The sequence below is a fragment of the Stenotrophomonas sp. 89682_Sma genome (assembly GCF_056481405.1).
Genome location: NZ_CM151147.1, coordinates 3,549,809 through 3,571,273 on the forward strand (window position 1 = coordinate 3,549,809; position 21,465 = coordinate 3,571,273).

Consider the following 21,465-nt stretch of genomic DNA (forward strand, 5'->3'; position numbering starts at 1 on the left):
ATCCTGCGCAATGCGGCTGCCATCCCCGTGCGCCACGCTGTGGCTGGAAGCCCCTGCCACAAAGCCTGAAGATGGGGCCTGCACACCGGGTTTCCAATGTCTTGACGCCCCTGTCCCATCCGGCCCACTAGCCTGCCCCAGCAAGGAGTTCCCCATGACCATCCACGTTGGCGACCGTATTCCCGAAGTGACCCTCAAGCGCATCCGCGAGGGCATCGAAACGCTCGATACGCATTCGCTGTTCGACGCGCGCAAGGTGGTCCTGTTCGCCGTGCCCGGTGCGTTCACCCCGACCTGTTCGGCCCGTCACCTGCCCGGCTACGTCGAGAAGTTCGAGGCCTTCCGCCAGCGCGGCATCGACGTCTACTGCGTGGCGGTCAACGATCCGTTCGTGATGAAGGCCTGGGCCGCCGACCAGCACGTGCCCGACGGCCTGCTGATGCTGTCCGACGGCAATGCAGAACTGACCCGCGCGCTCGGCCTGGAGCTCGACGCCAGCGCCTCGGGGATGGGCATCCGCTCGCGCCGCTTCGCACTGTACGTGGTCGATGGCGTGGTGCGCGCGGCGTGGGTCGAACAGCCCGGCCAGTTCGAAGTGTCTTCGGCCGAGTACGTGCTGGAGCACCTGCCCACCTGATTCTCCACCGCAAGAGGAAACGGCCAGCCATGTCCAGCAAGCCAGCCAAAGCCAGCAAGCCCGCCGCGAGGATTCCCGGCATCAGCGACCGCAAGACCCTGCGTGATCGCGCCCGGCGCAACATCGAGGACGGCGCGATCACCGACAGCTACAGCGCCGACCGCAAGGTGGTGATCAAGCTGCTCAACGACGCCTTGGCCACCGAGTACGTCTGCGTGCTGCGCTACTACCGGCACTATTTCATGGCCAAGGGCATGCTGGCCGATGCGGTGAAAGCCGAGTTCCTTGAGCATGCACAGCAGGAACAGGCGCACGCCGGCAAGCTGGCCGAGCGCATCGTCCAGCTCGGCGGCGAACCCGATTTCAATCCCGATACGCTGACCGCGCGCTCGCATGCCGAGTACAAGGAAGGCAGCGACCTGCGCGACATGGTGCGCGAGAACCTGGTGGCCGAGCGCATCGCCATCGACAGCTATCGCGAGATGATCAACTTCATCGGCGACCGCGATACCACCACCAAGCGCATCCTTGAGGAAATCCTGGCGCAGGAAGAGGAGCATGCCGATGAATTCGCCGACCTGCTGGATGGGTGGATCGGGGAATAGTGAAACCGGTAGCGCCACGGGCTCGCGGCCATTTACGGTGTTGTAGAGCCGAGCCCATGCTCGGCTTACCGCTGAATGCACGTCGCAGGAGCAGCCGAGCATGGGCTCGGCTCTACAACAGCGTGGCAAACATACGGGAAGTGCCAACCAAGGTTGGCACCTACCGCAGCACGTTGAACCGCACCTGCGTCCAGGCGCCGTCGGCCGCCAATGCGGTCAATGTGTGCGTACCGGGGTCGGCGAACTCGCGCTGCATCAGCTGCGCCCCACGGGTCTGCGCGATCCAGCGGCCATCCAGCAGCCAGTCCACCGCCTGCTCGCTGCCCAGCGCGCGCAGCTGCAGGCGCACGCCATGCTCCGCATTGGGCGCACGCGCCAGTGCGGCGCCATCGTTGAGCCCGTCGATGTGCAGCGCGACGCTGGCCTCACGGCCATCATCACGGCAGTCCGGCGACAGCGCCGGCAGCTGCGAGGCCTCGCGCGTGGCCTTGGACAGCCACGGCGACAGCAACGCGGGCCAGCGCGCGATCTCGCGCGCGACTTCTTCGTGCGGCAATCGGCAATCGGCCGACACGCGCAGCCCGGTACGCGCGTCGGCAAGGTAGCGCTGCCGACCCGGCTGCCAGCGCCGCGCCTCGCGCTCGGGGAAGGTTGGTGGCGCAGCCCCCTCCAGCAGATAGGCCGGCATCCGTCGCTGGCAAAGCGCAGCAGACAGACCCTCGGCACGCTCACCGGTCGGCCAGCAGACGTCTTCCTGGCTGACGCTGGCCGGCATCGGCGCGGCCGCCGAGTCACCGCGCTGGCGTGGCAGGCTGTCCACCACCTCGAACATCAACGGCAACGCGGTGACCGCACCGTACTGCCCCGGCAGCGGCGTACCATCCGGGCGCCCCACCCACACACCTACCGTGTAGTGGCGGGTGCTGCCGATCGCCCACGCGTCGCGGTAGCCGTAACTGGTGCCGGTCTTCCAGGCCACGCGCGGGCGGCCACCGACATCGAAGGTGCCGATGCTGTACCCCGGGCGTGGATTCGATTCCAGCATCTCGCGCACGATCCAGCTGGCGCCCGGCGACGCCAGGCGCCGCTCGATCATCGGCTCTTCATCGGTGTAGCGCACGCGCCCGGCGATGCCATTGCGGTTGAGCGCGGCGAACGCCCCGACCAGGTCTTCCAGCCGTGCACCGGTGCCGCCCAGGATCAGTGACAGGTTGGGCGTACTGCCCGGCGGGAAGCGCAGCTGGATGCCGGCGTGCGACAGCCGCGCGGCGAAGCGCGCCGCACCGACCCGCTGCAGCAGGTCCACCGAAGGTACGTTGAGCGACAGCCGCAATGCGCTGGAAGCGCCGATCGGCCCATTGAAGGCCATGTCGAAGTTGCCGGGGCGGTAGCTGCCGAAACTCTGCGGCGCATCGACCAGCAGGCTTTCCGAATGGATCAGCCCATCATCCAGCGCCATTGCGTAGAGGAACGGCTTGAGCGTGGAGCCCGGCGAACGCCAGGCCTGCACCATGTCCACGTGGCCAAGCCGCTGGCGGTCGCCAAAGGACAACGTACCGACATAGGCACGCGCCTGCAGGGTCTGGTTGTCGACCACCAGCAGCGCGGCCGAGGTGCGTTCGGGAAGCGTCGAGAAATAGCTGGCCACGCGCTCTTCCAGGGTGCGCTGCAGGCTGATGTCGATGCTGCTCTGGATGCGTGCCTGGCCCGGATGCGCCGAGTGCAGGCGCTGCGCCAGCAACGCAGCATGCAGCGGCGGCCGCAGCGAGCGCGCCACCACGTTCTCGATGCGTGCGTCTTCCACCTCTTCCGGTGTCCATGCACCCAGTTCGGCCATGCGTGACAGCACCTTGTCGCGTGCCTTCTGTGCCGCTTCCGGATGGCGGTCCGGGCGCAGCCGGCTCGGCGCCTGCGGCAGCACCGCCAGCAGCGCGGCCTCGGCATGCGACAGCTGTGCCGCCGGCTTGCCCAGATAGGCCCAGCTGGCTGCTTCCACGCCTTCGATGGTGCCGCCGTACGGCGCGCGCTCCAGATACAGGGCCAGGATCTGCCGCTTGCTCAGGTGCACTTCCAGCTGCACCGCACGCAGCATCTGCTTGAGCTTGCCCCAGGGGGTGCGCGTGTGCGGATCAAGGATGCGGGCGACCTGCATGGTCAGGGTCGAGCCACCGGAAACAATACGGCCGCCACGCAGCAGTTGGCCGCTGGCACGCAGGATCGCCAGCGGGTTGATGCCCGGGTGCCTCCAGAACCAGCGGTCCTCGTAGGTCAGCAGCGCCTGCAGGTACAGCGGCGAGACGCTGTCTATCGAGGCCGGATAGCGCCACACGCCCTCGGCATCAGCGAACGCACGCAGCGGTGTGCCGTCCGCCGACACCACCAGGGTGCTGGTATCGCGCTGCTTCGGCAGCGGCGGCGGGAAGGCGACGTCCAGCACCAGCAGCAGCATCAGCGTGGCTGCGGTGCCCCAGCGCAGCCACGGCCACAGCGGCCGCAGCCGGCGGCGCAGGGCCGCCAGCCGAGTCTTCTTTGCGTCCTTCATTGCGTAGTGCCCGAAGGACGGGCCGCGCCGTCGCGGCCCATCCGTGGAATCACGGCTGCACCACCGTGATCGTGGTCGGGTTGCTGCGGCCAACGCCACGCAGCTGCGGCCGGTACATGTCCTCCACCAGCGGCGGCGGCACCGAGTAGGTACCCGGAGTCACCGCGCGCACCAGGTAGAACACGTTGGCCTTGCTGCCACGCGAGAGCTTCAGCGCAGCCACGTAGCGGTCGTCGCGGAACTCTTCGTGCTTGGTATCGGCCGCTTCACCGCGGTCACTGATGGTGATGCCATCGACCACCACATCGGCCCACTGCTTGGCGTCGCCCAGGTTGAAGTTCTCGATCTCCAGGCCGGCCGGCAACAGGTCGGTCAGCAGTGCATCGGGCATGGTGGTATCGGCAGTGACAGTGACGCGCACGATCAGGGCTTCACCTTCCTTCAGCGGGCGCGGCGACCACGGCTTGCCATCGGTGCCGTAGTAGCTGCGCTCGACACCCAGCACGCTGTTGTCCGGCGCCGGTGCGCTGCGCGGGATGCCGGCCACGTCGATGCTGGCGAACATCGGCGGCTGGCCCTGCGGGGTGAAGCGCACGCCGCTGGCAAGTTCGCTGGCACTGAAGTTGCGGCCGAACAGCTTGCGTTCGCCGATCGCTTCGGTCGTGCCACCGATCACCAGTTCGCCCGCCACCAGTGCCTTCTGGTTGGCGGCGAGTGCCTTGCCAAGGCGGGCAATGGCTACCTGTTCCTGCGTGCTCAACCACATCCAGCCGGCACTGCGGCGCGCATCCAGGCCACGGCCCAGATCGACAGCACGTGCGTCCCAGGCCGGCTTGGCCAGCTTGTTCTCGTGCGTCAGCGCGATCATCAGTGCGTCATCGCGGATCGCGCTGCCGTAGTCGCCGAAGTACGACGGACGTTCGCTGCTTGACTTGGCGAAGGCCGCCGCCAGTGCCGCCTGGCCACGCTTGGCATCGCCCTGCAGCGACAGCGCCACGCCCAGGTGGACCAGCGACAGGCCGCCGACTGCCTTGCCGCGCTCGTTGTCGTACAGCGCGCGCAGGGTACCCAGCGGTGCGCGGTTGACCCGGGCCAGCACATAGCCCGAATACGCCTTGTTGGAGAACGTCAGCTTCTCGCGGTCATCCTGGCCGTAGAACTGGTTGCCACCGGACAGCAGGTCCTCGCTGAGGCGGTTGAGCGCCTTCTGCAGCACATTGTCGGGCACCGCGAAGCCGGCGTCCTTTGCATCGAGCAGGAACTCGGTGACATACGGCGTCAGCCACGGGTTCACGTAGCCATCGTCACCCCACATCGAGAAGTTGCCATTGGCCACCTGCATGGATGCCAGGCGACCGAACGCGCCTTCCATGCGTTCACGGCGGGCCTTGGCGTCCAGGCCATCGGCGCCGAGCATCGACGACGTCGCCTGGTCCAGGATCAGCGCGGCATAGCCCTTGCTGGTGGTCTGCTCGGCACACCCGTAGGGGTAGTTCAGCGCGCCCTGCAGTGCGCTGGCGAACGGAATCGGCGGCAGCGGGCTGACCAGCAACCGCGCGTTCACCGACTCGGACATCAGGCCCTCGGTCAGGCTGTTGTCGAGGCTGACCGCAGCCAGTGGATCCAGCGTGCGCACCTGCGAACGCAGCACCTGCGGCCATGCCGCACGCACCGGCAGGTCGTAGCGGCGGTCAGCCTTGAAGCCGTTGCCGTCCACGCGCACCCGCACCTTGGCCACGCTGTGGCCTTCGCGTGCAGACAACGGGAAGCTCAACGTGGTCTTGGCATCGGCATTCAACTGCACGCTGCGGCTACCCTCGCCCAGGTTCAGCGGGCCCTCGGTTTCCACCCGCACATTGAACGCACCCGGCTTGCCGGTGAAGTTCTGCACGTCCAGGGTGACGGTGCTGCGGTCGCCCGGGGCAAGCACGCGCGGCATGCTGGCTTCGGCCAGGATCGGCGCGCGCACCACGGTTTCCACATCACGCTTGCCGTACTGGTCATCGCTGTAGACCAGCGCCGATACCCGCAGCGTGCCGTTGAAGTCCGGCACCTTCAGGCGGATGCGGGCGATGCCCTTGGCGTCGAGCTGCACCGGTCCGGAGAACAGGTCCACGGTCTGCACGCGTGCGGTCGGTCGCTTGGCCTGCGGAAGTGCCTGCAGCGCCATGTCGCCACCGAACTTCAGCTTGCCGGCGCCGCCGTCGAAGCTCTCGATCACCCGGCTGTAGATATCGTAGGCATCGATGCCGAGGCGACGCTGGGCGAAGAAGTGCGCGCTGGCGTCCGGCACCGGGAAGCGGGTGATGTTGAGGATGCCCACGTCCACCGCCGAGACGGTGACATGCGCGGTTTTGCCGGCCAGCTGCGGTGCGCTGACCGTCACCGGCAGGTCCTGCTCCGGGCGCATCTGCTTGGGCGCGGCCAGGCCGACCGCCACGGTGCGGCCCTTGCGGTCCATCGGCACATGCACCACGCCCACGGCACGGGCCGGGGTGATCTTGCTCGGCGCACTGCCGCCACGGAACACCAGCGCAGTGATATAGACGTCGTGGCGTTCCCAGTCGGCGGTGACCGGAATCTTGAAGGTCGAACCCGGCTTGGCGTCGATGTCCTGCACGTACAGCATGCGGTCGGTCTCGACCATCAGGATGCCCTTGCCGGCGTGCGGCGGGGTCACCGTCACCTCGAGCGTGTCGCCTGCCTTGTAGCCGGTCTTGTCCAGGCCCAGCTTGATCTTGTCAGGACGTGCGTCCAGGCCACGGTTGTCATCACCCCAGCTCCAACCGGCACGGAACGGGTAACGGCTGGTCAGGCCGGTGGACGGATCGAACACGTCCACCCGGTACTCACCCCACTCCACCGGGAAATCAAAGGCGACCGCGCTGCTGCCGGCATCGACGGTGCGGGTTTCCTTGTTCTCGAAACGGCGGGTGAAGTCGTAGTCCCAGCGGTTGTCGTTGAAGGTCCAGTGGTAATCGCGCAGTTCGCGCACCAGGGTGATCTTCAGGCCCTTGGCCGGCTGCGGCGTACCGGCAGCATCCACGCGCATCAATTCGAAGCGCGCGTTGCCGTTGGAATCGGCGCCGTCCTCAGGGTTGAACAGCGGGCGCACGCCCACCAGCGCATTGGCCGGCCACATCACCCGCTTGAGGGTGCGGGTGACCGTACGGCCACCGGTTTCGTACAGGCTGCCGGACAGCACCACGGCGATCGGCGCCTTGGCCTTGGCCGCCTCTTCCGGCAGGGCCACGTCCTCGCGCAGCTGGCCGTTGGCCGGCAGCGTGGTATCGATCACATCCTTGGCTTCGCGCGGCAGCTGCAGTGTCGGGTCGCCGAAGAAGTAGCCCGGCAGGCCTTCCACCGGCCGCTGCTCGGCCGCCACCGCCATGCGCGCGGTGAAGCGGTTACCGTCGGCCGGTGCACCGTACAGGTAGGCACCATTGGCCTGCAGGCGCAGGTCCTCGCCCGGCTTCAGCGTCTTCTGCGCACTGTCCAGGTCCAGCTTCATGCGCTCGGGCAGGAACTCCTCGATGCGCAGGGTCATGCCCTGGATCGCTTCCTTGCTGGCCGGGTCGGTACGGAACTCGACCTGCCAGCGCCCGGTCGGCGCCTCGGCGGGGATGAGCTGCTCGAAGTTGATGTAGCCCTGGTCACCCGGCTGCAGGCGCGTCTCGCGGAAGGTCTTGCCGTCGGGCTGCTTCAGGCGCAGGAACACCGGCTGTGCCTTGACCGGCTTGCCATCGTTGTCGCGCAGCAGCGCGGACAGGCGCACGGTCTCGCCCGGGCGGTACAGGTCGCGGCCCGACCAGGCGAAGACATCGAACCAGGCATTGTCACGACCGGCCACGGCGAATTCGCTCAGGTCCAGCGCCGGCTGGTTGAACGGCAGGAAGCTGGTGTCCCTGCCACTACTGGCGACCAGCACGTGGGTGGCATCCAGGGTGTAGTTCAGCAGCGCATTGCCGTTGCCGTCGGTGCTGCCCTTCAGCACCACCTCGCCCTTGGCATCGAGCACGCGCAGGTCGATGCCCTTCAGCGGCGCACCGTCCTTCAGGCCGGCGGTGTGCACGAACAGCTTGTCCTTGTAGGCACGGGTATGCAGGCCGATGTCACTGACCGAGAAGAACGCGGTATCGAACTCGCCTTCGTAGTCACCGGTGCGCTTGAGCAGGGCGAAGTACAGGCCCGGCTCCTGCAGCTCCTTGATGTCCTGGGTCGGCAGGTAGGTCAGCACCCGCTCGTTCTTCTTGCCGCCAAGGATGAAGCGGTTGACGTAGACCGGCTCGGCCAGCTTGTTGATCGGGCTGCGCTCGTAGTCGCTGCTCAGTTCCCAGCTGCCGCGGCGGCCGCCGCGCTGATACTGGCTGAAGAAGGTTGGCAGGTCCTTCTCGCGCACGCGCAGGAACTCGACGTCGACTTCCGGCACGTTCACCGAGACCACCGGCAGGCCGCGGCTGTCCTTGGCCGGCAGCACGCTGCCCTGCGAAGCGAAACCGACCACCGGCTTCAGCTCGCCGCTGAACACCTTCTGCTTCAGTTCCTTGCCCAGCCGGCTGCCATCAGCGGCCAGCAGGTCTGGCGAGACCACCAGGCTGAATTCCTTGCCCGCCTCGACGAACGGGTAGCGCAGGGTCAGGCCGTCATCGGACAGCGTCCAGCTGCTGTCGTCGGTGCCGACCTTCTCCTCGAAGCGCACCAGCTTGTCGAAGTCCTGCGTACCGACCAGCGGGCGCGAGAACTCCAGCGCCAGCGACAGGCCGTCATTCTTCTGGTCCGGGTAGGCACGCAGCAGGGTGAACTCCTTCACCTGCTCGGCCTTGGTGGTGATGGCTTCACCGCTGGCCTTGGGCAGCTGCCCGCTGTCGTTGCGGCAGCCGGCCAGGCCCAGCAACAGGCCTCCTGCCAGTACCGCCGCCGCCCATCCCCACCGCTTCCGCCGTGCCGGACCGCTCATGTCGTCACTCCTTGATCGAGGTGGCCATTATAGGCAGGCCACGTCAAGGTGTTGACGCGGATTCGGCAGGAATGCATCGGAACGGTAGCGCCGGGCCATGCCCGGCGGGCCGGTCCCCACCTAAGCGCGCCCTACCCCGGCAGGTACAGGTCCACGTAGTCGGTCACCGGCATCGCTGCCAGCGCCACCGGGTCCAGCGATACGGCAAGGATGCGCTGCTGCTGGGCGGTCGGGAAACGGTGGGCCAGGTGCCGGCGGAATTTGTCCATCAGCAGGGGAATACCTTCCTCGCGGCGTCGGGCGTGGCCGAGCGGATACTCCACCAGCACCTCCGGCAGTTCCATGCCATCGCTGAAGCGCACGCTCAGGCCGTTGGCGATGCTGCGCTTGTCCGGGTCCAGGTAATCGGCGCTGAGCTGCGGATCCTCATGGCAGGCCATCTTCGCCCTCAGGGCATCGATGCGCGGATCGGCGGCGACGTCGTCCTCGTAGTCCTCGGCCACCAGCCGCCCATGCAGCAGCGCGATGGCGACCATGTACTGCACGCAGTGGTCACGGTCGGCCGGATTATGCAGCGGCCCCTGCTTGTCGATGATGCGGATGCAGGCTTCCTGGGTACGGATGGCGATGTGCGCGATGTCCTCGACCCGCCGCCCCATCGCGCGCAGTTGCTGGTGCAGTGCAATCGCCGCCTCCACGGCAGTCTGGCCATGGAATTCGGCCGGGTAACTGATCTTGAACAGCACGTTCTCCATCACATAGCTGCCCAGCGGCCGCCCCAGCGTCAACGCCTGGCCGTGCATGGATACAGCCTCGAAACCCCATGTCGGTGCACTCAATACGCTGGGATAGCCCATCTCGCCGCTGGCCGCCATCAGCGCCAGGCGCACGCCGCGGCTGGTCGCATCACCGGCCGCCCAGCTCTTGCGCGAGCCGGTGTTGGGCGCGTGCCGGTAGGTGCGCAGTGCCTGGCCGTCGACCCAGGCCAGTGACAGCGCATTGAGCATGCGCTCGCTGTCCAGGCCAAGCAGCTGCGCGACCACCGCGGTGGTGGCGACCTTGACCAGCACTACATGGTCCAGCCCGACCCGGTTGAAGGAATTCTGCAGGGCCAGCACGCCCTGGATCTCGTGCGCTTTGATCATCGCCAGCAACACATCGTGCACGGTCGGCGGCGGCCGGCGCAGGGCCTGCGCATTGCGCCCCAGCCAATCGCAGACGGCCAGGATTCCGCCCAGGTTGTCCGACGGATGTCCCCACTCGGCGGCCAGCCAGGTGTCGTTGAAATCCAGCCAGCGCACCATTGCGCCGAGGTTGAAGGCGGCCTGCACCGGGTCCAGCACGTAGTGCGTGCCCGGTACGCGCGCGCCGTTGACCACGCTGATGCCCGGCACCAGCGGACCAAGCAGCTTGCTGCAGGCCGGGAAGGACAGCGCTTCCAGCCCGCAACCGAGCGTGTCGAGCAGGCAATGGTGTGCGGTCTGGAACGCCAGCGGTGAGTCGATGCGGGCGTCGCGTACGTAATCGACGATGTCCACCAGCAGCGCATCCCACGCTGCACGCTCGTTGGATGGGGTGTGGTTGTCGGACATCGTCGATCTCCTCGTTGCGGTGCACGGTTGCCCGTGCACCATGCCAACCAAGGTTGGCATCTACCAGAGCACTATTCGGCCGGCACCCGCACCTTGCCTTCCATCAGCACGCGGGCGCTGCGGCTCATGATGGCCTTGGTCACCGCCCACTGGCCGTCAACGAGCCCGGCCTGCGCGCCCACGCGCAGCGTGCCGGAGGGATGGCCGAAGGTCACCGCTTCACGTTCGCCACCACCGGCCGCACGATTGACCAGCGTGCCCGGAATCGCCGCTGCGGTACCGATCGCCACGGCGGCGGTCCCCATCATCGCGTGGTGCAGCTTGCCCATCGACAGCGCACGCGCATGCAGGTCGATCGCCGAGGCCGGAATGGCCTTGCCGCTGGACGACACGTAGTCCTGTGCCGGTGCCACGAAGGCGACCTTCGGTGTGTGCTGGCGGGTTGCCGCGTCTTCCAGCGTGTTGATCAGGCCCATGCGCAGCGCGCCGTAGGCACGAATGGTCTCGAACTTCTGCAGTGCCGCCTTGTCTTCGTTGATCGCCGGCTGCAGCTCGGTACCGGTGTAGCCGAGGTCGGCGGCGTTGAGGAAAATGGTCGGAATGCCGGCGGTGATCATCGTCACCTTGAAGCTGCCCACGCCCGGCACATCCAGGGTATCGACAAGGTTGCCGGTCGGGAACATCGCGCCGGCGTCGCCATCGTCGGATGGGTCGATGAATTCCAGTTGGATTTCGGCCGCCGGGAAGGTCACGCCGTCCAGCTCGAAATCGCCGATCTCCTGCACTTCGCCATCGCGCATCGGCACGTGGGCGATGATGGTCTTGCCGATGTTGGCCTGCCAGATGCGCACGGTGCACAGGCCATCGCGCGGCACGCGGGCGGGATCGATCAGCCCGTTGGCGATCGCGAACGGGCCGACCGCGGTACTGAGGTTGCCGCAGTTGCCGCTCCAGTCGACGAAGGCGGTGTCGATCGAGACCTGGCCGTACAGGTAGTCCACGTCGTGGCCCGGCACCGAAGAAGTGGAGATGATCACGCACTTGCTGGTGCTGGAGGTGGCACCGCCCATGCCATCGGTCTGCTTGCCATACGGATCGGGCGAGCCGATCACGCGCATCAGCAGTGCATCGCGTGCGGCACCTGGCACCTGCGCGGCTTCGGGCAGGTCCTGCAGGCGGAAGAACACGCCCTTGCTGGTGCCGCCGCGCATGTAGGTGGCGGGAATACGGAGTTGCGGGAGGAAGGTCATGGATCAGTATCCTGGATGCGACGAACCAATATCGGGGTTGAGCTCCTCGTCTTCGAACAATGCTTCCATGCCCCGCGAAGCATTCCAGAGGCGCACGATGGAAACGTGCACAGGTAGCTCCACGTAGTAGACCAGGTAGCCGTCGAAGCGACGAACCGGATGAAAACGCAACGGCGCTGGCAGCGAGGGCAACAGACCCGCATGCAGTGTGGAACCAGCACCCGGGTGGGCCTCGATCAGCTTGACGACGGATTCCACCGCATCGATGAAGCCGATTTCCAGCACTTCTCCGCCCTGATCTGCATACCAGGCTGCTGCCTGGTCAAGATCTCGAACCGCTGCAGGAGACCAGTGCGAAGGTTTCACTTACGGTTCCGAGCACGCTCACGGAGCTTGTCAAAGTGATCCTGCGCCAGAGGCGCCGAAGGACCAGAAGACAGCCCCTCGGCAATCAGCTGCTTGAGCAGTGCTTCGGCCTTGCTGCGCTGGCGCTGGCGGATCAGGTCGCGCACATAGTCCGACGTGCTGGAGTAGCCGCCCTCGCGCACTTCTTCGTCCACGAACTGCTTGAGCGGATCAGTCAGCGAAATATTCATGGTGGCCATGAAACTCTCCTTTGGCAGTTTTTGCCAAGCCAGTGTGCGCCGCGCCTGTGTGTCGGACAAGCCCGCCCCCAACCGTAGGGGGCAGGCATTCAGACCACCATCACGCCACCTTGGCGCCTTCCAGGAAGTCCTGGGCGAAGCGCTGCAGCACGCCACCGGCTTCGTAGATCGCCACTTCCTCGTCGCTGTCCAGGCGGCAGGTGACCGGCACGATCACGTCCTGGCCGTCGCGGCGATGGATGACCAGGGTCAGGTCGGCGCGCGGAGTGCGCTCGCCGATCACGTCGAAGGTCTCGGTACCGTCGATGCCCAGGGTCAGGCGGGTGGTGCCCGGCTTGAACTCCAGCGGCAGCACACCCATGCCGATCAGGTTGGTACGGTGAATCCGCTCGAAGCCCTCGGCCACGATCGCTTCCACACCGGCCAGGCGCACGCCCTTGGCGGCCCAGTCACGCGAGCTGCCCTGGCCGTAGTCGGCGCCAGCGATGATGATCAACGGCTGCTTGCGGTCCATGTAGGTCTCGATCGCTTCCCACATGCGCATCACCTTGCCTTCCGGCTCCACGCGCGCCAGCGAACCCTGCTTCACGCTGCCATCGTCGTTGCGCACCATCTCGTTGAACAGCTTCGGGTTGGCGAAGGTGGCGCGCTGAGCGGTCAGGTGGTCGCCGCGATGCGTGGCGTAGGAATTGAAATCCTCTTCCGGCAGGCCCATCTTCGCCAGGTACTCACCGGCGGCGCTCGAGGCCAGGATCGCGTTGGACGGCGACAGGTGGTCGGTGGTGATGTTGTCCGGCAGCACCGCCAGCGCGCGCATGCCTGCCAGCGCGCGCTCACCGGCCAGTGCACCCTCCCAGTACGGCGGACGGCGGATGTAGGTGCTCTGCGGGCGCCAGTCGTACAGCGGGCTGACCGCCGCGCCATGCTCCACGCGCACGTTGAACATCGGGTTGTAGACCTTGCGGAACTGCTCAGGCTTCACCGAAGCCTTGACCACGGCGTCGATCTCGGCGTCGCTCGGCCAGATGTCCTTCAGGCGCACCTCGTTGCCATCGGCGTCAACGCCCAGCACGTCCTTTTCGATATCGAAGCGGACGGTACCGGCGATGGCGTAGGCGATCACCAGCGGTGGCGAGGCCAGGAAGGCCTGCTTCGCATACGGATGGATGCGGCCATCGAAGTTGCGGTTACCCGACAGCACGGCGGTCGAATACAGATCACGGTCGATGATTTCCTGCTGGATCGCCGGATCCAGCGCGCCGCTCATGCCATTGCAGGTGGTGCAGGCGAAGGCGACGATGCCGAAGCCCAGCTTTTCCAGGTCCGGCAGCAGGCCGGCCTCTTCCAGGTACAGCTGCACCGCCTTCGAACCGGGCGCCAGCGACGACTTCACCCATGGCTTGCGCACCAGACCACGTTCATTGGCCTTGCGCGCCAGCAGTGCGGCCGCGATCACGTTGCGCGGGTTGGAGGTGTTGGTGCAGCTGGTGATGGCGGCGATGATCACTGCACCATCGGGCATCAGGCCCTGCGCCTGCTCGGCCTTGCCCGCTTCCAGCTTGGCTTCGTCGGCAATGCCACGCTCGGCCAGCTCGGACACCGGCAGGCGGCGGTGCGGATTGCTCGGCCCAGCCATGTTGCGCACCACGCTGGACAGGTCGAAGCGCAGCACGCGTTCGTACTGCGCGGTGGCCAGATCGTCAGCCCACAGCCCAGTGGTGCGCGCGTAGTTCTCCACCAGCGCCACCTGCGGTTCCTCGCGGCCGGTCAGGCGCAGGTAGTCGATGGTCTGCTGATCGATGTAGAACATGGCGGCGGTGGCGCCATATTCCGGGCACATGTTGGAGATGGTGGCGCGGTCACCGATGGTCAGTGCCGCGGCACCCTCGCCGAAGAATTCGAGCCAGGCACCGACCACACGCTCCTTGCGCAGGAACTCGGTCAAGGCCAGCACCACGTCGGTGGCGGTAATGCCCGGCTGCGGGCGGCCGCTCAGTTCGACGCCGACAGTGTCGGGCAGGCGCATCCATGACGCGCGACCGAGCATCACGTTCTCGGCTTCCAGACCGCCAACACCAATGGCGATCACGCCCAGCGCATCCACGTGCGGGGTGTGGCTGTCGGTGCCGACGCAGGTATCCGGGAACGCCACGCCGTCCTGCACGTAGACCACCGGCGACATCTTCTCCAGATTGATCTGGTGCATGATGCCGTTGCCCGGCGGAATCACGTCCACGTTCTCGAACGCCAGCTTGGTCCAGTCGATGAAGTGGAAACGGTCTTCGTTGCGGCGGTCTTCGATGGCGCGGTTCTTCTCGAACGCCTGCGGATCGAAACCGCCGCACTCCACCGCCAGCGAGTGATCGACGATCAGCTGCACCGGCACCACCGGATTGACCTTGGCCGGGTCGCCGCCCTTGTCGGCGATCGCATCGCGCAGGCCGGCCAGATCCACCAGCGCGGTTTGGCCGAGGATGTCGTGGCAGACCACGCGCGCCGGGAACCACGGGAAATCGAGGTCGCGACGGCGCTCGATCAGCTGCTTCAGCGAGTCGCCGAGCGTGGCCGGATCGCAGCGGCGCACCAGGTTCTCGGCCAGCACGCGCGAGGTGTACGGCAGGGTGGCATAGGCGCCGGGCTGGATCGCATCGACAGCGGCGCGCGCGTCGAAATAATCCAGCGTGCTGCCGGGGAGGTTCTTGCGGTAATCGGTATTCATGGGCTGGCGGAGTGCTTGAGGCGGGCCGGGTGCCGGCGGTGCGGCGGCGAAAGCATCCGGCCGGCACGCGGCCGGCCGGATGGGTACAGCAGGTGGATCAGACGCGCTTGTCGATGGCGACGAAGTCGCGGTCTTCCGGACCGATGTAGTTGGCGCTCGGGCGGATGATCTTGCCGTCGATGCGCTGCTCGACGATGTGCGCGCTCCAGCCGGCGGTGCGGGCGATCACGAACAGCGGAGTGAACATTGCGGTCGGCACGCCCATCATGTGGTAGCTGACGGCGCTGAACCAGTCCAGGTTCGGGAACATCTTCTTGATGTCCCACATCACCGACTCCAGACGCTCGGCGATGTCGTACATCTTCATGCTCGACTGCTCTTCGGACAGCTCGCGGGCCACGTCCTTGATCACCTTGTTGCGCGGATCGGAGACGGTATAGACCGGGTGGCCGAAACCGATCACCACTTCCTTGCGCTCAACGCGGGCCTTGATGTCTTCCTCGGCCTCATCGGGGTTGTCGTAGCGCTTCTGCACTTCGAACGCCACTTCGTTGGCGCCACCGTGCTTCGGGCCACGCAGCGCGCCGATGCCACCGCAGATCGCGCTGTACATGTCGCTGCCGGTACCGGCGATGACGCGGCAGGTGAAGGTCGAGGCGTTGAACTCGTGTTCGGCGTACAGGATCAGCGAGGTGTGCATCGCCTTCACCCACGACTCCTGCGGCTTCTCGCCATGCAGCAGGTGCAGGAAGTGGCCGCCGATCGAGTCATCGTCGGTTTCCACGTCGATGGCGCGGCCGTTGTGGCTCCAGTGGTACCAGTACAGCAGCATGGAACCGAGGCAGGCCATCAGCTTGTCGGCGATGTCACGCGCGCCCGGATGGTTGTGGTCGTCCTTCTCCGGCGCCACGCAACCGAGCACGGACACGCCGGTGCGCATCACGTCCATCGGGTGTGCCGACGGCGGCAGTTCTTCCAGCGCGGCCTTCACCGCGGCCGGGATGCCACGCAGCGACTTCAGCTTGGCTTTGTACGAAACCAGCTCGGCGCGGGTCGGCAGCTTGCCATGCACCAGCAGGTAGGCGATTTCCTCGAATTCGCTGGTGTTGGCCAGGTCCAGGATGTCGTAGCCACGGTAGTGCAGGTCGTTGCCACTGCGGCCCACGCTGCACAGCGCGGTGTTGCCGGCAGCGGTGCCGGACAGGGCGACGGACTTCTTCGGCTTGAAGGTCGGGGTTGCGGTCGTATCGTTCATGTTTCCCTCCGAAAACTTGATGGTGCAGGGTACTGCTTATTTCTTGGCGGCGAACAGTGCATCGAGCTGCTGCTCGAATGCGTGGTAGCCGATGCGGTCGTAGAGTTCTTCGCGGGTCTGCATGGTCTCCACCACGTTGCGCTGGTGGCCATCGCGGCGCACCGCCTGGTAGACGTTCTCGGCCGCCTTGTTGGCCGCACGGAACGCCGACAGCGGGAACAGCTGGATGGCGACGCCGGCCGAAGCCAGTTCATCGCGGCTGAACAACGGGGTCGCACCGAACTCGGTGATGTTGGCCAGCACCGGCACCTTCACCGCCTCGACGAAGCGGCGGTAGGTGTCCAGGTCGTAGGCGGCCTCGGCAAAGATGCCGTCGGCACCGGCCTCGACGCAGGCGATGGCGCGCTCGATGGCCTTGTCCACGCCGTCCACCTGGATGGCGTCGGTGCGCGCGATCAGGAAGAACTCCGGATCGGTCTTGGCATCGGCAGCCGCCTTCACGCGGTCGACCATTTCACCCTGCGAGACGATCTCCTTGCCCGGGCGGTGACCGCAGCGCTTGGCGCCGACCTGGTCTTCGATGTGGCAGGCGGCCGCGCCGGCCTTGATCAGCGACTTCACGGTGCGCGCGATGTTGAACGCGCTCGGGCCGAAGCCGGTATCGATGTCGACCATCAGCGGCAGGTCGCAGACATCGGTGATGCGGCGCACGTCCACCAGCACGTCTTCCAGGGTATTGATGCCCAGGTCCGGCAGGCCCAGCGAGCCTGCGGCCACACCGCCACCGGACAGGTAGATGGCACGGAAACCGGCGCGCTTGGCCAGCAGGGCGTGGTTGGCGTTGATCGCGCCGATCACCTGCAGCGGCGATTCGGCAGCCAGCGCCTCACGGAAGCGGGCACCGGCAGAGAAAGCAGTGGAAGCGGTCATGCGGCAATCCAGGTTGGAGAACGTGTGTGTAGGCGCAAACACCATGCCAACCTGCAAGCGCTTGATTTCACGGGGATGACTGACCCGCATCAGTGAAACATATGAAACACTGAAACAGATGTATCATGAAACATCCTTCCCGGTCCGAGCCACCATGTATCTGCCCCGCTCGCCCCTGCGCCCCACCGAGGCCGACCCCGGCCGCCCAGTGATCTGGACGGTCAGCGTCTCGCGGCTGACCGGCCTGCTGGGCGACGTCATTCCCGAGTTCGACCGCCGCGCTCGCATCGAGCAGATCAATCTCGGCTTCGAAGAAGCCGTCGAGGTGATCGGCCAGCGCCTGCGCCGTGAGCATTGCGACGTGGTGATCGCCGGTGGCTCCAATGCCGCTTGGCTGCGCAGCCGGCTGGAGCTGCCGCTGGTGCCGATCCAGGCCAACGGCTTCGATCTGATGGAGGCGCTGGCGCGTGCACGCCGCATCGCCAGCCGCATCGGCCTGGTCACCCATGCCAGCGACGTGCCGGTGTTCAGCAACTTCCAGCAGAGTTTCGGCCTGGACATCGAACACCGCCGATTCGTCACCCGCGAAGACGCGCGCGATTGCATTGCAGACCTGCGCGCCAATGGCATCGAGGTGATTGTCGGCACCGGCATGGCCATCGACCACGCCGAACAGGCCGGCCTGCCCGGCGTTCTGTTGTACTCGGCCGACTCGGTGCGCCAAGCCTTCGAACATGCGCTGGAGCTGACCCAGACCCTTGCCCGCTCCGCTGGCAACCGCGCCGCGCCGCGCCGGCGCCCTGCAGCGCGCACAGACGCACATGAACTGCTCGGCGACAGCGAGGCCATGGCGCAGGTGCGCGCACAGATCGCGCTGTACGCCCCGCATGACAGCACCGTACTGGTCACCGGCGAAACCGGCACTGGCAAGGAACTGGTCGCGCGCCAGCTGCACGCGGCCAGCGGCCGCCGTGGCCGCTTCGTGGCACTGAACTGTGGCGCAATCAGCGAATCGCTGCTGGAAGCCGAGCTGTTCGGCTACAGCGATGGCGCTTTTACCGGCGCCCGTCGTGGCGGCCGCGTCGGCTTGGTTGAAGCCGCAGACGGCGGCACCCTGTTCCTGGATGAAATCGGCGAGCTGCCGCTGCCGTTGCAGACCCGCCTGCTGCGGGTACTGGAAGAACGCGAAGTGCTGCGCGTGGGTGCCACCGAACCGACGCCGGTGGACCTGCGCGTGGTCGCCGCCACCCTGCAATCGCTGGAGCAGCGCGCAGCGACCGGCAGCTTCCGGCGCGACCTGTATTACCGGCTGGCGGCACTGCGCATCGCCCTGCCCTCGTTGCGCGCGCGACGCGGTGACATTCCGCTGTTGGCACGGCATTTCTTCCGCCAGCTGCGTGGCGTCGATGCGCCGCTGGATGAAGAAGCACTGGCCGTGCTGACCGCCGCCGAATGGCCGGGCAACGTGCGCGAGCTGCGAAATCTGGTGGATCGCCTGCGCATCCACTGGCAGCCGGGTGAAGGGCTGATCAATGCCGCGCGACTGCTGAAGTTGGCGCCGGAACTGGTGAACGGAGGCATCACGGCGCTACCCGTGGAAAGCAACGGCAAGCGCCCGCCGCGCGGGCAATTGGAGAGCCTGCTGCAGGAACACCGCAATGACCGGGAAGGCATGGCGCAGGCGCTGGGCGTGTCACGCACTACACTGTGGCGCTGGCTGCGCGCGGAGGGATTGTAACCACTCGTTGTGCGGTGGATTCGAAGCGATGCCTGGCAGGTGCGAAGCTTGATTCGCACCGCTCTTCCGTCGCGCATCTCATCCACGCATGGCGTGGATCTACCTGGCCAGCAGCAACTCGATTTCCTCCACCTGGACGACCGGCACCCGCCACGGATGATGCGGCACGATACCCTGCTCGAAGATACGCTGCAGACGCTGCGGATCGCGCGGCAGGCAGAACTCCAGGCGCACACTGTCGACCACTTCGGTGCGACCCGCCTCACCCTGCACGGGCGACGCACCCGCGCGTGGGCGGAACTGCTCGAACCCCGGCGCCGACCACCACATACCGTGCTCATAGTCGCCGGCCGCCAGCGCGTCCACCGCCAGGATGCCCTGCTTCACTGCGTCCAGTGCTGCCGACGGCACGAACACCACCACGCGGTACAGCGCCACGCGATTCACGCCGATGGCTCCAGCGGCATGCGGAAATAGACCACCCATTCGGTCTCTTCGAAGCCGCAGGCCCGATGCGCGGCATGAGCCTGCACGTCTTCCACGCGACTGTCCGAAGCCAGTTCGCGGCAGCCCGCATCGCGCGTCCACGCCTGCACAGCCGCCAGCAGGGTGCGGCCGACGCCGCGACCTTGCCACTGCGGCTGCACGTACCAGCCCTCCAGGAAGCCCACCGGCGAGGAATCGGTACCGTTCACGTAGTCATGGCGCAGGCGCACTTCGGCGAAGCCGATCGCCTGGCCGCCCGCTGCACAAGCCAGGAAAACCGCACCTTCGTCCTCGGCCAGCGCCGTGACCAGTGTCTCCAGTGGATCATCGGCATCGGGCCACAGGCCCAGACGCAGCTGCGCCCACGCGGCCGCGTCGGCCGGCGTGGCCTGGCGGATCGTGGGCGCGCTATCGATCACGGGTACAACAGGCGCTTGCTCCAGCGCCCTTCGACACTGGCTTCATAGCACCAGCGCTCGTGCAGGCGGAACTGCGCGCCGTACCAGAACTCGATGCGGTCGGGCACCACACGCAAGCCACTCCAGCCGTCCGGACGCGGCACCTCCTTGCCCTCGAATCGTGCCTCGACCTCCGCCACGCGCGCATCGAACTCCTCACGCGTCGCCAGCGTCTTCGACTGCTGCGAGGCCCATGCGCCGATCTGGCTCATGCGCGGACGGCTGGCGAAATAGGCATCGGCTTCGGCATCGGCGACCTGCTCGACACGGCCTTCGATGCGCACCTGGATGCCGGCCTCGCGCAGGCTGCGCCACAGGAACAGCAGCGCTGCCTGCGGATTGGCCTGCAGCTCCCGGCCCTTGTGGCTGTCCAGATGGGTGTAGAACACGAAGCCGCGCTCATCGAACGCCTTCAGCAGCACGGTGCGTGCCGAGGGACGGCCCTGCGTATCGGCGGTGGCCACGGTCATCGCATTCGGCTCGACCTCGCGGCTCTGCTTGGCCTCTTCGAACAGGCCGGCAAACGTGGACAGGGCTTCGGCGTACAGGTCGCTCATGATTGCGTTCTTCTCACACGGATTGGGCTATTGTGGCTGCATGGCCGCTGCTGCGTATATGCCCCAGGTGAAAGGATTCCCCGAAACATTGGCCGAACAGGTGCTGGACGATGCACTGGGCAGCGATGCAGCGGTTCCAGTATTGGCGATCAGCGGCCTGCAGGGGAGCGGCAAATCGACGCTGGCCGCGCAGGTGGTGGCGCGCGCCCAGTCGCGCGGCCTGAACGCCGCCACGCTGTCGATCGATGACGTCTACCTGACCCGCGCACAGCGCCAGCGGCTGGCCCGCCAGGTGCACCCGCTGCTGATCACCCGCGGCCCGCCGGGCACCCACGACCTGCCGCTGGCCCACGCAGTGCTGAACGCCGTGGCCGCACGCCAGCCGTTCGCGATGCCGCGCTTCGACAAGCTGGCCGATGAACGCCTGCCCGAAGCGCAATGGCCGCAGCTGCAACGACCGCTGGACCTGCTGGTCTTCGAAGGCTGGTTCCTGGGCACGCCCGCACAGGATGACGACGCGTTGGACAGCCCGCTGAACGCGCTGGAACGCGAAGCCGACGCCGATGGCCGCTGGCGGCGCTGGTGCAACCACGCCCTGGCCCGCGACTACCCGGCGCTGTGGCAGCGCTGTGATCGCCTGTGGTTCCTGCAGCCACCGGACTTTTCGGTGGTACCGCGCTGGCGCTGGCAGCAGGAGCAGAACCTTCAGGCCGCGCAACCAGGCCGGCACGGCATGAGCCGGCCGCAGCTTGAGCGCTTCGTGCAGTACTACGAGCGGGTCAGCCGGCAGGCGCTGCGTGCCCTGCCCTCGCTCGCCGACCACACGGTGGTGCTGGACGGCCAACGGCAGGTGCAGGACGTGCGCTGAGCACGCCTACTCCACCAGGAAGGTCACCCGCAGGTTGACCCGCCATTCAGTGATCTCGCCGCTGCCATTGGTCACCACCTTGGTCTCGTTCACCCAGGCGCCCTGGATGCCCTTGACCGTCTCGGAGACCTTTTTCAACCCGCTGCGTACGGCGTCCTCCACGCTTTTCGGCGAGGAGGCGGTGATTTCGATGACCTTGGCGACCGTCATGACCTGTACTCTGGCTGATGCGGGAGGCCCGCAGGAATGTCCAGCCTGACGTGAAG

17 protein-coding genes are annotated in these 21,465 nt (G+C 66.7%); 4 read left to right on the plus strand and 13 right to left on the minus strand.

Features of this window, described 5'->3' with window-relative positions:
* Positions 1 to 154: 154 nt before the first annotated feature.
* The gene (locus tag ACZK29_RS16525; protein ID WP_062607928.1) at positions 155 to 637 is read left to right on the plus strand and encodes a peroxiredoxin; all 483 of its coding nucleotides are present in this window, start codon (positions 155 to 157) and stop codon (positions 635 to 637) included.
* Between the two features lie 29 nt (positions 638 to 666).
* Complete coding sequence (locus tag ACZK29_RS16530; protein WP_062607931.1) at positions 667 to 1,242, plus strand: ferritin-like domain-containing protein; 576 nt, start codon at positions 667 to 669, stop codon at positions 1,240 to 1,242.
* Positions 1,243 to 1,402: 160 nt separating this feature from the next.
* On the opposite strand, the gene pbpC is transcribed toward ACZK29_RS16530, so the two are convergent.
* From pbpC to prpB, 9 genes are all read right to left on the minus strand, one after another.
* Positions 1,403 to 3,784: a penicillin-binding protein 1C gene (pbpC, locus tag ACZK29_RS16535; protein WP_459048333.1), complete on the minus strand. Its 2,382-nt coding sequence runs from the start codon at positions 3,782 to 3,784 to the stop codon at positions 1,403 to 1,405.
* Between the two features lie 49 nt (positions 3,785 to 3,833).
* Positions 3,834 to 8,741: an alpha-2-macroglobulin family protein gene (locus ACZK29_RS16540; RefSeq protein ID WP_478446256.1), complete on the minus strand. Its 4,908-nt coding sequence runs from the start codon at positions 8,739 to 8,741 to the stop codon at positions 3,834 to 3,836.
* A 131-nt stretch (positions 8,742 to 8,872) separates the two neighbouring features.
* On the minus strand, positions 8,873 to 10,333 hold the full coding sequence (locus tag ACZK29_RS16545; protein ID WP_478446257.1) for a bifunctional 2-methylcitrate dehydratase/aconitate hydratase: 1,461 nt from the start codon (positions 10,331 to 10,333) through the stop codon (positions 8,873 to 8,875).
* Between the two features lie 71 nt (positions 10,334 to 10,404).
* Complete coding sequence (gene prpF / locus ACZK29_RS16550) at positions 10,405 to 11,583, minus strand: 2-methylaconitate cis-trans isomerase PrpF (RefSeq protein ID WP_478446258.1); 1,179 nt, start codon at positions 11,581 to 11,583, stop codon at positions 10,405 to 10,407.
* A gap of 3 nt (positions 11,584 to 11,586) precedes the next feature.
* Positions 11,587 to 11,949: a type II toxin-antitoxin system RelE/ParE family toxin gene (locus tag ACZK29_RS16555; RefSeq protein ID WP_111202729.1), complete on the minus strand. Its 363-nt coding sequence runs from the start codon at positions 11,947 to 11,949 to the stop codon at positions 11,587 to 11,589.
* The gene (locus ACZK29_RS16560) at positions 11,946 to 12,188 is read right to left on the minus strand and encodes a type II toxin-antitoxin system ParD family antitoxin (protein ID WP_111111174.1); all 243 of its coding nucleotides are present in this window, start codon (positions 12,186 to 12,188) and stop codon (positions 11,946 to 11,948) included. Before ACZK29_RS16560 ends, ACZK29_RS16555 begins: the two co-directional genes overlap by 4 nt.
* Positions 12,189 to 12,288: 100 nt before the next feature.
* Positions 12,289 to 14,907: a Fe/S-dependent 2-methylisocitrate dehydratase AcnD gene (gene acnD, locus ACZK29_RS16565; protein WP_111204790.1), complete on the minus strand. Its 2,619-nt coding sequence runs from the start codon at positions 14,905 to 14,907 to the stop codon at positions 12,289 to 12,291.
* Positions 14,908 to 15,004: 97 nt separating this feature from the next.
* Positions 15,005 to 16,162: a bifunctional 2-methylcitrate synthase/citrate synthase gene (gene prpC / locus ACZK29_RS16570; RefSeq protein WP_014038133.1), complete on the minus strand. Its 1,158-nt coding sequence runs from the start codon at positions 16,160 to 16,162 to the stop codon at positions 15,005 to 15,007.
* Between the two features lie 36 nt (positions 16,163 to 16,198).
* Positions 16,199 to 17,092: a methylisocitrate lyase gene (prpB, locus tag ACZK29_RS16575; RefSeq protein WP_111204789.1), complete on the minus strand. Its 894-nt coding sequence runs from the start codon at positions 17,090 to 17,092 to the stop codon at positions 16,199 to 16,201.
* A gap of 154 nt (positions 17,093 to 17,246) precedes the next feature.
* Between prpB and prpR the strand changes: the two genes are divergently transcribed.
* Positions 17,247 to 18,830: a propionate catabolism operon regulatory protein PrpR gene (gene prpR, locus ACZK29_RS16580; protein ID WP_478446259.1), complete on the plus strand. Its 1,584-nt coding sequence runs from the start codon at positions 17,247 to 17,249 to the stop codon at positions 18,828 to 18,830.
* 99 nt (positions 18,831 to 18,929) lie between these two features.
* On the opposite strand, the gene ACZK29_RS16585 is transcribed toward prpR, so the two are convergent.
* Genes ACZK29_RS16585 through pdxH form a run of 3 tightly spaced genes read right to left on the minus strand, consistent with a single transcriptional unit; the run spans position 18,930 to position 20,331 of the window.
* Positions 18,930 to 19,277 (minus strand): YqfO family protein, encoded by a 348-nt coding sequence (locus tag ACZK29_RS16585; protein ID WP_111204787.1) that lies wholly within the window; start codon positions 19,275 to 19,277, stop codon positions 18,930 to 18,932.
* Positions 19,274 to 19,735 (minus strand): aminoglycoside N-acetyltransferase AAC(6')-Iz, encoded by a 462-nt coding sequence (aac(6')-Iz, locus tag ACZK29_RS16590; RefSeq protein WP_459048328.1) that lies wholly within the window; start codon positions 19,733 to 19,735, stop codon positions 19,274 to 19,276. Before aac(6')-Iz ends, ACZK29_RS16585 begins: the two co-directional genes overlap by 4 nt.
* Entirely contained in the window at positions 19,732 to 20,331 is a 600-nt protein-coding gene (gene pdxH, locus ACZK29_RS16595) for a pyridoxamine 5'-phosphate oxidase (RefSeq protein ID WP_459048327.1), read from the minus strand. Before pdxH ends, aac(6')-Iz begins: the two co-directional genes overlap by 4 nt.
* A gap of 40 nt (positions 20,332 to 20,371) precedes the next feature.
* On the opposite strand from pdxH, the gene ACZK29_RS16600 reads away from it, so the two are divergent.
* On the plus strand, positions 20,372 to 21,199 hold the full coding sequence (locus ACZK29_RS16600) for a kinase (protein WP_111204784.1): 828 nt from the start codon (positions 20,372 to 20,374) through the stop codon (positions 21,197 to 21,199).
* Positions 21,200 to 21,205: 6 nt separating this feature from the next.
* Here ACZK29_RS16600 and ACZK29_RS16605 read toward each other — a convergent pair whose 3' ends face one another.
* Positions 21,206 to 21,409, minus strand: coding sequence for a dodecin family protein (locus ACZK29_RS16605; RefSeq protein WP_005410663.1), 204 nt, complete (start codon positions 21,407 to 21,409; stop codon positions 21,206 to 21,208).
* Positions 21,410 to 21,465 lie beyond the last annotated feature (56 nt).